Source organism: Nocardia pseudovaccinii NBRC 100343, from assembly GCF_001613225.1.
GTDB classification, from domain to species: Bacteria; Actinomycetota; Actinomycetes; order Mycobacteriales; family Mycobacteriaceae; genus Nocardia; species Nocardia pseudovaccinii.
In genome coordinates this window covers 1-13,082 of record NZ_BDBY01000028.1, presented here as the reverse complement: position 1 = coordinate 13,082, position 13,082 = coordinate 1, and the positions used below count along the sequence as shown (strand labels likewise).

Annotated in this window: 10 protein-coding genes and 1 pseudogene; 4 read left to right on the top strand and 7 right to left on the bottom strand. The window is 67.3% G+C overall.

Annotation, left to right across the window (positions count from 1 at the left end; genetic code table 11):
- On the top strand, positions 1 to 308 hold a 308-nt coding region (locus NP3_RS03340), incomplete at its 5' end, for an alpha-isopropylmalate synthase regulatory domain-containing protein (RefSeq protein WP_281197282.1).
- Positions 309 to 387: 79 nt separating this feature from the next.
- Positions 388 to 2,661, top strand: coding sequence for a LuxR C-terminal-related transcriptional regulator (locus NP3_RS03335; protein ID WP_245720786.1), 2,274 nt, complete (start codon positions 388 to 390; stop codon positions 2,659 to 2,661).
- Between the two features lie 4 nt (positions 2,662 to 2,665).
- Here the strand turns inward: NP3_RS03335 and NP3_RS03330 are convergent, their stop codons facing one another.
- The 4 genes from NP3_RS03330 to NP3_RS03315 form a co-directional block, all read right to left on the bottom strand.
- On the bottom strand, positions 2,666 to 3,181 hold the full coding sequence (locus NP3_RS03330) for a DinB family protein (protein WP_063037630.1): 516 nt from the start codon (positions 3,179 to 3,181) through the stop codon (positions 2,666 to 2,668).
- Between the two features lie 94 nt (positions 3,182 to 3,275).
- Complete coding sequence (locus NP3_RS03325) at positions 3,276 to 4,124, bottom strand: alpha/beta fold hydrolase (RefSeq protein WP_063037629.1); 849 nt, start codon at positions 4,122 to 4,124, stop codon at positions 3,276 to 3,278.
- Positions 4,124 to 5,344 carry a 3-hydroxy-9,10-secoandrosta-1,3,5(10)-triene-9,17-dione monooxygenase oxygenase subunit gene (gene hsaA, locus NP3_RS03320; RefSeq protein WP_444980777.1) on the bottom strand — a complete coding sequence of 407 codons (1,221 nt, stop codon included), beginning with the start codon at positions 5,342 to 5,344 and terminating at the stop codon, positions 4,124 to 4,126. Before hsaA ends, NP3_RS03325 begins: the two co-directional genes overlap by 1 nt.
- A 121-nt stretch (positions 5,345 to 5,465) precedes the next feature.
- Positions 5,466 to 6,170, bottom strand: coding sequence for a response regulator transcription factor (locus NP3_RS03315; protein WP_063037626.1), 705 nt, complete (start codon positions 6,168 to 6,170; stop codon positions 5,466 to 5,468).
- A 280-nt stretch (positions 6,171 to 6,450) separates the two neighbouring features.
- Here NP3_RS03315 and NP3_RS03310 point away from each other — a divergent pair, with 280 nt between their 5' ends.
- A complete protein-coding gene (locus NP3_RS03310; protein ID WP_063037624.1) occupies positions 6,451 to 7,092 on the top strand; it encodes a maleylpyruvate isomerase family mycothiol-dependent enzyme in 642 nt (213 codons plus the stop codon).
- A gap of 19 nt (positions 7,093 to 7,111) precedes the next feature.
- Here the strand turns inward: NP3_RS03310 and NP3_RS03305 are convergent, their stop codons facing one another.
- The gene (locus tag NP3_RS03305) at positions 7,112 to 8,044 is read right to left on the bottom strand and encodes a tyrosine-protein phosphatase (RefSeq protein WP_063037622.1); all 933 of its coding nucleotides are present in this window, start codon (positions 8,042 to 8,044) and stop codon (positions 7,112 to 7,114) included.
- A 48-nt stretch (positions 8,045 to 8,092) separates the two neighbouring features.
- Positions 8,093 to 10,510, bottom strand: a complete 2,418-nt coding sequence (locus tag NP3_RS03300) for a PEP-utilizing enzyme (protein WP_157124044.1) — start codon at positions 10,508 to 10,510, stop codon at positions 8,093 to 8,095.
- A 169-nt stretch (positions 10,511 to 10,679) separates the two neighbouring features.
- Between NP3_RS03300 and NP3_RS03295 the strand changes: the two genes are divergently transcribed.
- A complete protein-coding gene (locus NP3_RS03295) occupies positions 10,680 to 12,167 on the top strand; it encodes an FAD-dependent oxidoreductase (protein WP_063037631.1) in 1,488 nt (495 codons plus the stop codon).
- A 1-nt stretch (position 12,168) separates the two neighbouring features.
- Here the strand turns inward: NP3_RS03295 and NP3_RS48900 are convergent.
- Positions 12,169 to 13,082: pseudogene (locus tag NP3_RS48900) on the bottom strand (hypothetical protein); the annotation flags it as partial.

Genomic DNA, 13,082 nt, shown 5'->3' with positions numbered 1-13,082 from the left:
CCGAATGGCGGACCACCGACGGATACACCGAGGTCACGCTGAGCATCGGTGGTGTCGCCGAGCGCAGCGAATATCGCGACATCGGTCCCGTCGAGGCGCTCACCGCGGCACTGGCCCGAGTGGGTCATCCGGTCGAGGTGCTCGGATCGACCCAGCAATCGCTCGGGACGGGCGATGACGGGAGCGCGCTCACCTATCTCGAATACCGCATCGGTGCATGGAACGGGTGGGCCTGCGGACGCGGCGATTCGGTCCTGACCGCATCGCTGGCCGCGGTCATCCGAGCCGCGAACGCGATAGTCTCCTGAGGGGTACCGATACGACATCTCGGTCAAAATGCCAGGGACGGCGGCCGCGCATGAAAAGGTATGCAGCGTGGTGCGGCACGTGACAGGGAACCTCCCCGCTGAGGTGACGAGCTTCGTAGGTCGTGACGTCGAGGTCGCCACGGCGCGCAAGCTGCTGTCCAGCACGCGGCTGCTCACCCTGACCGGGCCGGGCGGCGTCGGGAAGACCCGGCTCAGCCGGCGGGTGGGCGAGACGGTGCGCCGCGCCTTTCCCGACGGTGTCTGGCTGGTCGAGATCGCGCATGTGCATGACGGGGATCTGGTGGCGTTGAGCGTCGCGCAGGCGCTCGGTCTGCGCGACGACACCTCCTCACCCGTCGTCGGCCTGACCGAATTCCTCGCCGACAAGACCCTGCTGTTGATCCTGGACAACTGCGAGCACTTGATCGGCGCATGTGCCGAACTCGTGAACCGGCTGATTCCGACGACCACCGACCTGCGAATTCTCGCGACCAGCCGCGAGTCGCTCGGAGTCTCCGGGGAACAGGTCATGCCGGTGCTGCCGCTCACGGTGCCGGAAGTGGACGAGGACGAGGCGCGTCCAGCGCACGTCGACAGCGATGCGCTGCGGCTGCTGATCGATCGCGCCGTCGCCGCGAACCCCGATTTCCAGGTCACCGATGCCAATCGCGGGGTGCTCGCGGCGATCTGTCGTCGCCTGGACGGTATACCGCTGGCACTCGAGCTGGCGGCATTGCGGTTGCGGATGTTCACACCGGATCAGGTGCTCGCACGCCTGGACGATGCGATACGGCTGCTCACGGCCGGGTTGCGCACCGCGCCGGAGCGGCAGCAGACCCTGGAGGCCGCGATCCGGTGGAGCTACGACCTGTGCACGCCGGATGAACAGCACCTGTGGGAGCAGCTGTCGGTCTTCGCGGGTGGTTTCGATCTCGAGGCCGCGGAGGCGGTCTGTGTGGTCCCCGACGTGCTGCTGGACGCGTTGACCGGGTTGGTGGACAAGTCGGTGCTCGGCTACCGGCAGAACAGCGACGGTACCGGGCGCTACACCATGCTCGAACCGTTGCGTCAGTTCGCGTTGGCGAGATTGGTCGCCCGCGGTGGTGAGCGGGCGGTGCGGCTGCGTCATCGCGATTACTACCACGGGATCGCCGCACAGGGTCGCACCGCGTACTGGGGTAGCGAGGATGTCACCTGGTTCCGTGACGTCACCCGCGAACATCCGAATATGCGTGCGGCACTGCAGTTCTCGCTCGCCGACCCGGAAAGCACCCATCGCGCACTGGAAATCGCGACCGAACTGCGACCGTTCTGGGAGCACTACCGCTTCCTGCTGGAGGGCTATCGCTGGCTCCTGGAGGCGCTGGAGAAGGATCTCGACCACACGAAGGATCGAGCCCGCGCACTCGCCGCTGCCTCGGTGATCGCCGCCATGCTGTCCGATCCGCTGACCGCCACCCGTTTCGCGGACGAATGTCTGCACATCGCAACGGAACTCGATGCCGAAGACGTGCTCGTCGAACATGCGCTGCTCGCCGCGCTACTGGCATTCGCCAACGACGAGCCGAGACAGGCGCTCGATATCGCCGAGGCCGCCTCGGACCGTGCGCGTGCCTGCGCCCACCATGGTGTCGAGATGGAGAGTCTGGCCTTCGCGTATGTGTGTGCGCTGGTGTTGGACGACGACCGGGCAGGCGCGATCGCGGATCGCTTCCTCGCAAAGACCAGGGACTACGGCTCGCACCTGCTGGGCGGGCTCGGGCATTGGGCGGTGGGCACCGACCGCTGGCGTAACGGCGAGCAGGCCGCGGCGATTGCGGAGCTACGCAAGGCGGTCGAGCTGTTCAGTCTGTTCGACCGGTGCGTGTGGACGGCGTCCGGTTTCGACGGACTCGCGTGGGTGGCGACGGCCGATGGCGATCTGCACCGAGCGGCGCGACTGATGGGTGCGGCGTCGACGGTGCGGCGCGGCAGTACCCAGCGGCTCGCCCATGAGATGACCGAATTCGTCGGCGACAAGGTGCGCCTGCAGGTGCGCGATGCGATGGGCGAGAAGGAGTTTCAGACAGCCTTCGATGCGGGCGCGGCCTTGGGGTTGGCGGAGGCGGTCGCTTTCGCGCTCGGCACCCCGTTGCCCGCTGCGCCGGTGAAAACCGTTGCGGCGGATGTGCTTACCCGGCGCGAACGTGAAGTCGCGCGGTTGATCGGGGCGGGTTACAGCAATAAGAGCGTCGCGAGTGAGTTGGTGATCTCGATTCGGACCGTAGAGAGCCACGTCGACCACATTCTCACCAAATTGGGCTTCACCTCGCGGACGCAGATCGCTGCGTGGGTGAGCCGGAATCAGATCTGACGAGTCAGTCGCCGGTCGCGCCGTCGATGCGTTCGCGCAGGAAGTCGGCGTGGCCGTTGTGCCGCGCGTATTCCTCGATCATGTGCACATAGACCCAGCGCAGGCTGAATTCGATGCTGCGATGAGTGAACACGTGGTCCAGGGATAGGTCCGCGACAGCGGCGTCGGCCGACTTGATCTCCGCGTGCAGCGTCGCCAGATCCGCGGCGGCGTCGGCATTGGCGATATCGTCGAAATCGCCGTTCGGGTTGTCTTCGCTGCAGTACAGGTAATCCAGCGGTTCGCCGCAGGCGGCGATGCGGAACCAGCCGCGCTCGCATTCGGCGAGATGGCGGACCAGGCCGAGCAGCGACAGCGTCGAGGGTGCGACGCAGCGCCGCTTCAGCTGTTCGGCCTCGAGCCCGGCGCATTTCCACAGCAGGGTGCGGCGGTGCAGGTCGAGCCAGGTCTGCAGCATGGTCCGCTCGTCGGCGACCAGCGGCGGCTTGGTTCTGGTGATCTCGGGTGCGGTCCACGTCACCGGCCGACTGTAACTCCGAACCCGCGCCCGGATCTCGCGAATCAATGCGACATCGGCCGGACATAGTGATGCCTATGTCGCCTCGGCATCGGCGCTACAGGCCGGAGTTCAGGAAGTCGATGACCGCGCGCTCGAAGGCATCCTTGCGCTCGATCTGCACCCAGTGCCCGCAGCGCCCGAACAGCCGCAGATCGGCATTCGGCAGCTGACGCGACGGCAGCAGCGCACCCTCGGCCGGAGTGACCCGATCATCGCGGCCCCACAGCAGCAGCACCTCATTGCGCAGCGCGCGCAGCCGTGCCCACAGCGGTATCGGTTCCGCGAAGGCGGGATTCGCGAAGGTCGCGTAGGCGTCGCGGATCGCCGCGATGGCGGCCGGGTCCGCCGCTGCGGCCCATCGGTTCTCGATGAGTTCGTCGGTGAGTACCGCCTCGTCGAACACCATGGTCCGCAGCCAGGCGAGTACCCGCTCCCGGGTCGGCTCGCCGGTGAAGTCGAGCAGCCGCCGAATCCCTTCGGACGGTTCGGGTCCCAGCACATTGACGCCGACACCGCCCGGCGCCATGAGCACCAGCCGATCGATGCGCCGGGCGTGTTCGAGCGCTACGAGCGTCGCCACCGCACCACCCATGGAGTTGCCGAGCAGGTGCACCGTCGGCAGTTCGAGTTGATCCAGCAGTCCGAGCACAGCGTCGGCGGCGATGCGCAGATAGTTGCGCTGGTACACCTCGGGGCGCTCGCTCGCGCCGAAGCCCGGCTGATCCAGGATCAGGCAGCGGAAGTGTTCGGCGAGTATCGGCAGGTTCGCGCCGAAATTGGCCCAGCCGGACACCCCAGGGCCGGAACCGTGCAGCAACACCAGCGGCGGACCCGAACCCGCCTCGTGGTAGCGAAGTTTCAGCCCGTCGACGGTGATGTGGCGACTGGTATCAACCGCGTCCATCAGACCATCCGATCTTCGACCGGCAGCCCGAATTCGCCGCGGCCGAACATGGCGAGGGCGCGCTCGACGTCATTGATGACATGCACACTGCCCGCGTGTGCGTCGCGCCAATGGCGTTCGATCGGATTGGGTTTGCGGATCGAGTGGCCACCGGAATTGTCGAACAGCAGCTCGATCGCCTGGATCGCGCGCTCGGTGCCGCGCACCTGATCGCGGCGGGTGCGCAGCCGGGTTTCGTACGGAATCTCCTCGCCCGCTTCGGCATAACGCAGTTGCTCGGAAATGTTGTGTTCCATCTGCAGGATGGCCGCGTCGATTTCGGAGCCCGCCCGGGCGACCCGCACATGGGCGAATGCGTCCTCGGCCACCTTCTGCCCGCCGTAGGACAGCCGGACCCGCTCGCGCATCCGCTCGATATGCGCCTCGTACGCGCCCTGTGCGGCACCGATGATGGGCGCGGTGATGGTGTTGGAGAACACGCCCGCGAACGGAATCTTGTACAGCGCAGCGGGATTGGCTTCCTGGCCCGGACCGCGCAGCTGCGATTGCTCGGTGGCGCTGTAGGCGCGGTGATGCGGCACGAAGGCCTTCTCGATGACGATATCGTTGCTGCCGGTGCCGGACAGGCCGACCACGTGCCAGACGTCATCGATGCGATAGTCGTTGCGCGGCACCAGGATTGTCAGATAGTCCTTGGGATTGCCGTGCTCGTCCGGGGCCAGTGCGCCCAGGAATGCCCACTGGGCATGGTCGCAGCCGGAGGAGAAACTCCACCGTCCGCTGACCTCGTAACCACCGTCGACCGGCGTGAGTCGACCGGTCGGGGCGTACGAGGAGGAGATGAGCGTGTCGGAATCCTCGCCCCACACCTCTTCCTGCGCCTGCAGGGGGAAAAGTGCCAGCTGCCAGGGGTGCACACCCAGCACCGACGACACCCAGCCGGTGGACGGGCAGGCCGACGCGATCGTGCGAATGACCTCGTAGAACGCCACCGGGGAGGCTTCGTCGCCGCCGAAACGCGACGGCTGCAGCATGCGGAACACCCCCGCCTCGGTCAGTTCCCGGATGCTCGCCACCGGAACCCGCCGCTGCAGATCGGTCTCCGCGGCTCGCTCCCGGATTGCCGGGAGCAGATCCCGAACCCGATCGAGCACCTTATTGGGCCCGCCCGTCACCCGACCACCACCCCTCATCGAATCGCTGCGCGATGCTGGGTTCATCGGAATCCTCCTATGTTCTCGCGACCGGGTATGCCGGACGACGCCATAGTTGTGACGCTATGGCGGCCGTGGCGGCGCGTCGGGAGGAAGTCCCGGTGATCGGAACGCGTGGAGGTAGGCGTTATACGGCGTGGAGCAAATTCGATTCGGCGGTGGTCTCGTACCGGTCCGGACCCCACCGATAGCCGTAGCCGCGGATATTCGTGATCAGCCCGGGGCGGTCCAACTTCGCGCGCAACGAGGCCATATGCACATACAGTTTCCGCGATACCGCCAGCATCGAGTCGCCCCAGACGCAGTCCATCAATTGTTCACGGCTGACCGCGATTCCGGGCCGCTCGGCCAGGACCCGCAGCAACTCGAACTCCAGCCGGGTGAGCGGAACCAGTTCCCCGGCCACCTCCACCCGCCGCGCCGCGAGATCTACGCGAACATCTTCGCTGGTCACCGTCTTACCCCGGGCGGCGCTGGCAATGCCGACCCGGCGCGTGACCGCCTCCAGCCGGGCGGCCAACTCACCGATGCGCGCGGGTTTGACGACATAGTCGTCGGCGCCGCTGTGCAGCCCGAGCACAATCGAACGCTCATCGGCGTGCTCGCCGAGAATCACCACCGGCACCGAGCTGACCTCGCGCAGTTTGCGCAACACCTGCAACCCGTCCATATCCGGCAGCCCCATGTCGAGGATAACGGCGTGATAGCCGTGGTGCGCCAGCAGCAGATCGGCCCCGCGATGCTTGCGCTCCACCTGATGACCGTGCAGTTCGAGCCCCTGCGCCAGGGCGTCGCCACCATCGGCTTCACCATCGATCATGATCAGCCGCATCCGTCTCACCTTCCCGCACGATCCGCCGAAGAGCAGCGAACCTGCATGGTCGCCGCCGACGCCCGAGCACGCAAAGTTATTCCCTTGCCACCCTTGGGAAACACCGCTGCGCGCCCTCGGCTGGACGAGTGATCACGGGGAAACCATGGCGGCGAAACGCGAGTAGTCCGCGCCACCAGTGCCACCTGATCTTGGTTGATCTCCGGGACGACCGATGAATTCTGGGGGAGCGGGTCGTCCTAGGTAGTGGAGGGGGCGGCCATGGGGTGGAGGAGATGCGATGACGGATATCGAGGTGCGGGCGGCGATCGCGGCGGAGCGGGGTGAGTTGGCGGAGCTGCTGGCCGGGCTGGCGGTTGAGCGGTGGGATGAGCCGACACTGTGTGCCGGATGGCGGGTGCGGGAGGTGGTTGCCCATATCACCATGCCGTTTCGGATGTCCATGCCGCGGTTCGCACTCGAAATGCTCGAGGCGCGTGGGAATTTCAACAAGATGGCGGATAGGAGTGCGCGATCGGCTGCGGCGGTGCTGACAGCCGAGGATCTGGTCGCCGCGGTGCGCGACAATGTGGATCATCCGTGGAAGCCGCCGGGTGGCGGGTACGCGGGTGCGCTGAGTCACGATGTCATCCACGGTTTGGACATCACCGTCGCGCTCGGGCTCGACCGCGTCGTCCCGGCCGAACGCATGCGAATGGTGCTCGGGGCGCTCTCGCCGAAGAGTGTCAACTTCTTCGGCGTCGACCTGGACGGGATCGAACTGCGGGCCGATGATCTCGATTTCACCTACGGCTCGGGTTCGGTGCTCGCGGGTTCGGCCCAGGATCTGTTGCTGGTGTTGTGCGGCCGGACGCTGCCAGCGGGAAGTCTGCGCGGCGATGCGGCCGAGAGATTCACCGAGCCGGTGCCACCTTCGCGATGACACCGGCACAACCTCAGTGCTAGTTCAGCATCTTCGCGGTCAGCGCCGCCAGCGTCGTGCCGTCGATCCCGAGACCGTCGCCGAGGAAGCTGTCGAACGAGCCGTAGGACGCCTGGACCTGGTCGAACGCCGCGTCCAGGAACTCGCGCTGCACACCGAGGATCGGCTCCCAGAGCGCACGATCGGTCACCAAGCCCTGGGCGACGAGCCCGTCCAGCAGCGCCTTGTTCCCGGCCGCCAAGTTGTCGTTGGAGTCCAGGAAGTCGTTGTAGATCTGCCCCTTCGGGACATCCAGGGCGCTCATCAGGATCGCGGTCATCCAGCCGGTGCGGTCCTTACCGGCCGTGCAGTGGTACAGCACCGCACCCTGCGCGGTCGCGATGTCCTTGAACGCCTGGGCGAACTGGGCGCGCGCGGTGGGGTTCGAAACGAACCACGCGTAGTAGTCGCGCATGATCTTGGCGGCCTTGCCGTCGCCGAGCGCCTCCTGCTGGGCGGCCGGTCCGGCCTGGATCAGTCGCGCCACCATGAGGTAGAAGTCGTTGGCCGGATCGTAGACCGGCTGTTCGGTGCGGCGGATCGATGCCGGGAGCTTATCGGGATCGCGGCCGGTTTCGGTGGGGCTGCGGAAGTCGATGACCTGAGTAATGTTGAGCGACACCAGCTTCTGCTGTTCGCTCGCATCGAGTTTGGCCAGCGCGTCGGAGCGGTACACGACACCGGTCGCGAGCTTGCTGCCGCCCTTAGCCGGATAGCCGCCGATGTCGCGGGCATTCGGCGCATGCGCCAGACCCACCGGCCGATCGGCCTGGCCTGGGGACCGCAGCACCGGCACCGTCGGCCCCGAGAGCGCCGGTCCCGCCGAGGCGGGCCCGGCCAGCGTCGGGAGAACGCCGACCAGCACGGCGGCCGCGGCCGCGATCGTGCCGCGGAAAGCACGCGAATTCTTCACGAGGGGTGTTCCTTTCATCAAAGTCTGCGACCCGAGTTCGGGCCGCGCTCAGTCGGCCAGCAGCGTGACGGTCCCGGCCGCGCCGTCCACGCGCACGCGCTGGCCGTCAGCCAGGCTGGTGGTCGCGGTCTTGGTGTCGACGACACAGGGAATGCCGAATTCGCGGGCGACGATCGCGGCATGGGATGCGGAACCGCCGATATCGGTGATCACGGCGGCGGCGTAGGCGAACATGGCGGTGTGGCCGGTGTCGGTCACCGCGGCGACCAGGATGTCGCCGGGCTCGATATCGTCATCCAGCGACAGCACCAGCTTCACCCGGCCCTCCACCACACCGGCGCAGACACCGATGCCGGTCAGGCTTTCGTCGACCGTCAGTGCCGCCGCGTCGGGGACCGGTTCCCATTGTCCGGCAATGACATCGGGCATCCTGACGGTTTGCAGTCGAGCGCGTTCCGCGCGCCTGCGGGCCACCTTGTCGGCCGCATCCGCAGGGAGACAGAAGATTTCGTCCAGCGTGAGATAGCAGGCGTCGTCGATCTCGCGCAATCGTCCGGCGCGAACGAGCCGATCGGACCGCTCGCGCACCGCAAGTCGCAGGCAGTGGGTGATCCGGACGACGCCGTCTCGTGCGCGTTCCCGGGCAACGGTAGCTCCGGCGGCCATCCGAGCCGTGCGACTCGGCGACGAATCCACGGCTTCACGCTTGGGCGCCGGCATCTGCGCGGCGCGGGCGGCGGCGCTCACCAAGAGGGCGGGGCGGTCGCCGAATGTCGGGTTGATCAGCTCGCATTCACCGGGACCTCGGTGCCCGACCTTCGCCAGCTCCTCGTCGAGCGCGGCGGCGAAAGCAGGTGATTTCGCCCGCACCGCCTCGATATCACCGGCGCGCGCCAACTCGGCGAGATCGGCGTCGGCGCGGCAGAATTCGGCCAGGCGTTCCACCGCGAGCATGGGTTTCGCCGATTCCAACCGGGTCAGGTCGATCGGAACCTCGCCCGCATCCTTGCCGCGTGCGTGGATGGCGGTGGCGGCGCCGGTCATCATCACACCGATCGCCGCGGCCTGCCACGCCTGGTGCAGACGATCGCGCCAGAGCAGGGCGCGTACGTGCAACTGCTCCTCGGACAGTTCACGAATCTCGTTCGCACTCAACGCTTCCGCATGAGATGCGGCATTGATCAGCTCGGCTGTCGTGACAAAACGACGGGCGGTGGCGATGACGCGGGAGGTCGCGCGCCCCGTCGCCAGCGTGCTGGCGAGCCCGGTCGGCATCGGCGGCTTGCCGTGCGGCTGCAGGGCGATTTCGGCCGGAATATTGCCATAGGCGTCGCGGCGGATGCTCTCCTCATCCCAGCCCGGCATATTCTCGGCCGCGAGCACGCCGATCGAGGCATTGATGTAGATGTGGTGACCGAGCACCGAGGTGACCCGACTCGTCCAATGTTCCAAGGCGATTCCGTCGAGGGCGATCATCTCGCCCATGGCCTCGTTGCTGAGGCGGATGGCACCGGCCTGCAGGTCGATGGTCAGCGGTGTCATCGGGCCGGGCAGCGCCTCGGAAGTATTGGTTGCGGTGTGCACCGGGTAGCGCTCGTCGACCCGATCGTCGAATTCGCCTTCGAGACCTTCCGGGGCGACATCGGCGAGCGGATGGTTGTCCGACGTGGCGGCGCGGGATGGAATCACGTGTGACGGCAACGGGATTGCGCCCTTCCGCGTGCGGAAGCCACCGCCGTCGGGCTTGCGGCCGATCATTCCGCGCACCAGATCGGCGATGACCTCGCGTGCCGTCCAGCCGCAGCGGAAGCCCCACTTCTCCTGTGCGACAGTGGCATCCAGGAGAGCGTGGCGGCCGGACCAACCGGGCACCCGGGCCGAGTACCGCACACCCGCTTCGCGCATCATGCTGCGGACCTCGTCGGTGGTCACCACGCCGGAAGCCGCGAGTTCGACGATCTCGAGCCCATCTTCGCGATGACCGGACGGCAGCGCGGTGGCGGCCAGTACCAGGAACCGGTCCAGGTCGTCGCTGTGCAGCAGCTGGAATCCGTCGTCGGACTTCGAGCCGAAAATCGGCTCGAGTGCCCGGCGGGTTTCGTGCCCGATCCGGCGACCGGCGATCGGCGCGGTGCGCACCAGCACGCTGTCCGCGCCCGACGCGCGCAGCACCGCCAGCGCCTTGTCGTCGGAAAGCCCTGGCGAGCTAGGACCGACTGGAACCACCACCCGGGCACCGGCTTCGCGTGCGGCGGCGGCAATTTCGGCGAGCCCGCTTGCCGCCAGATGTACGACGCTCGCGCAGCCGTCGACAGCGTCGGTGTGGTCGGTCGTGCATCGCACCCGTGGGTCGATGTAGCGATGCCGCCGCTGGTCCAGCCCGACCACTTCGTGCCCGGCGGCCAACAACATGCGCGCCACCGCGCGACCGCTCGGCTCGGTGATTCCGGTGACCAGGACCCGCATCGATTTCCTCTCCTCACTGGCGCCGGGATACGCGAACGTGACGCCGTTCACACACCATCGCGAGTGCGGGGCGTCGCGATCGGTGCCAGTCCCACTGACCGGGAGTACCCGGCTCGACCACCGAGATGATCGATTCCGTCATCCGGTGGACGCGCGCAGCCTCGATGCCATGACGGTCCGCAGATCGGTCGCGCCGCGTGCCGCCGCCGAGGTGAAGTCCTATGACATCGAGACCGACGTGCTGGTCGTCGGCTACGGCAGTGCGGGGGCTTGCGCCGCATTCGAGGCCGCGACGGCCGGTGCCGAGGTTGTGGTGCTGGATCGGGCCGGTGGGCCGGGTGGTGCGTCGGCATTGTCAGGCGGCGAGCTCTACCTCGGCGGCGGTACCCCGATCCAGCGGGCGTGCGGGTTCGACGACAGTCCCGAGCAGATGGCGGCATTCCTGGTGGCGGCGCTCGGGCCGGGCGCGGATGTGGCGAAGATCGTGCACTACAGCGAGCACAGCGTGGCGCATTTCCACTGGCTCGTCGATCGCGGTGTGCCGTTCAAACCCAGCCTCTGGGATGCGCCCGCCTGGGTGCCGCCGACCGATGACGGGCTGATGTGGCTCGGCGAAAACAGTTGGCCGTTCACCGAAATCGCTATTCCGGCCCCACGGGGGCACCGGCCTACCGCGAACGACTTCGGCGGAACGCTGCTGCTGGACTGCCTGGTTTCGGCAGCCGAATCTGTGGGTGTGACAGCGCAATACGACACCTACGCGACGAATCTGATCCTGGGCGAAGATGGCTCGGCGTTCGGCGTGGTAGCTCGACGCTACGGCAAGGAGCTCACAATTCGGGTTCGACGCGGATGTGTGCTCACTACCGGAGGTTTCGTCGACAACGACGATATGCTCGCCGCCCACGCGCCGCGTCTGCTCGGCCATACCAAGGTGAGCGCGGGCACCGACGACGGCAGCGGCATCCGCATCGCCCAGGCCGTCGGCGCCGCCGTGCGGCATATGTCGGCCGGTCAGGTCGGTGCCTCGCTGATTCCGGGCTTCGCCGCACGCGGCATGATCGTCAACCATCGCGGCCAGCGCTTCGTCAACGAGGACACCTATCCGGGCCGTATCGGCCAGGCCGCGCTCTTCGGTCACGATATGAACGTTTGGGTGGTGCTCGACGAGCAAGGCTACGAGGAGGTGCCCGAACGCGAACGCTGGGGTGTGCGCCCGACGCACGTCGCCGAATCCATCGACGAACTCGACGAACTACTCGCCCTGCCGTCCGGCGCACTCACCGCAACGATCAACCGCTACAACGAATTCGCCTCGTGCGGAACCGATCCCGACTTCCACAAAGCACCGCGCTGGCTGCGCCCACTGACACCCCCGCTGGCCGCCATCGACGTGAGAGCGGGCGTCCGCCCACCCTCGGAATCCGGCAACCGCCGCGGCACCGGCGCCTCCGTCTTCACTCTCGGCGGCCTGCACACCACCCTCGACGGCCAAGTCCTCGACCTCGACGGCCTCCCCATCCCCGGCCTCTTCGCAGCTGGCCGCGCCAGCTCCGGCCTCCACGGCGAGGGCTACATCAGCGGCACCTCTCTGGGCGACGCCACCTTCTTCGGCCGCAAAGCAGGTGTCGCCGCCGCGCGGGTCACCGCCGAGTAGGTCACCTGGCTTCGAGGAAGGTGCCCGCCTGGATCGTGGTGCCGAAACCCGTTGCGAAGTCACCATATTCGTACAGCAGGTGACCACCGACGATGGTCGCGGCGACGGCGCGGTCGTTGCGGTTGACCATGCGGTCCAGGCCGTCGATACCAGGGACGGGGGCTTCGGCGTAGGCGGCGCTGGAGCCGTCGAATCCCGCGGGGTCGATGACCGCGATATCGGCGCGGGAGCCTTCGGTCAGACGGCCCGCATCCAGGCCGTACCAGTCGGCGAGTTCGCCGGTCAGCCGGTGGATCGCGGTCTCCAGCGGCATGAAGGCGCGCCGGTGGACGCGCTCGAGCATGCGCAGGCCGAAGTTGTAGAAGGCCATATTGCGCAGGTGGGCACCGGAATCGGCGAAGCCGACCTGAACGACGGGGGAGCACTGGAGCCGGTCCATCACGTCGTCGCGATCATTGGCGATGACTGTGCGCCAACGCAATTGGGCACCGTGCTCGACGGTGAGGTCGAGCAGGGCATCGGCCGGGTGGATGCCGCGCTCGTCGGCCACCTCGCCGAAGGACTTGCCGATGACCTCGGGATCCGGGCAGGCGACAATCTGGGCGTCGTAGAGGTCGCGATGCCATACGCGGGGACCGTATTTCTTGCCCAGGTCCTTGCGGAACTGCCGCCGGTAGGACTCGTCTGCGAGCAGTTCACCGCGCTTCATCACATCGCGGATATTGAGCGCCGCGACGCCGGAGCCGAATTCCTCGAACACCACCAGATCGACGCCATCGGCGTACACCTCGAACGGCACCGGCAGATGCTGCCACCGGAATCGCGCTCCGCCGACGGTATTCGCGATCCAGGCGGCGGTCGTGGCGGCCCGCGCGACGGTGCGGTCGGCCTTGACGTCCATCCCCGCGATCAGCG

Coding starts and splice junctions, on each gene's coding strand:
- NP3_RS03325 (WP_063037629.1), bottom strand. CDS start 4,124: ATGGACGCGGTTGATACCAGTCGCCACATCACCGTCGACGGGCTGAAA.
- hsaA (WP_444980777.1), bottom strand. CDS start 5,344: ATGAACCCAGCATCGCGCAGCGATTCGATGAGGGGTGGTGGTCGGGTG.
- NP3_RS03315 (WP_063037626.1), bottom strand. CDS start 6,170: ATGCGGCTGATCATGATCGATGGTGAAGCCGATGGTGGCGACGCCCTG.
- NP3_RS03310 (WP_063037624.1), top strand. CDS start 6,451: ATGACGGATATCGAGGTGCGGGCGGCGATCGCGGCGGAGCGGGGTGAG.
- NP3_RS03300 (WP_157124044.1), bottom strand. CDS start 10,510: ATGCGGGTCCTGGTCACCGGAATCACCGAGCCGAGCGGTCGCGCGGTG.
- NP3_RS03295 (WP_063037631.1), top strand. CDS start 10,680: ATGACGGTCCGCAGATCGGTCGCGCCGCGTGCCGCCGCCGAGGTGAAG.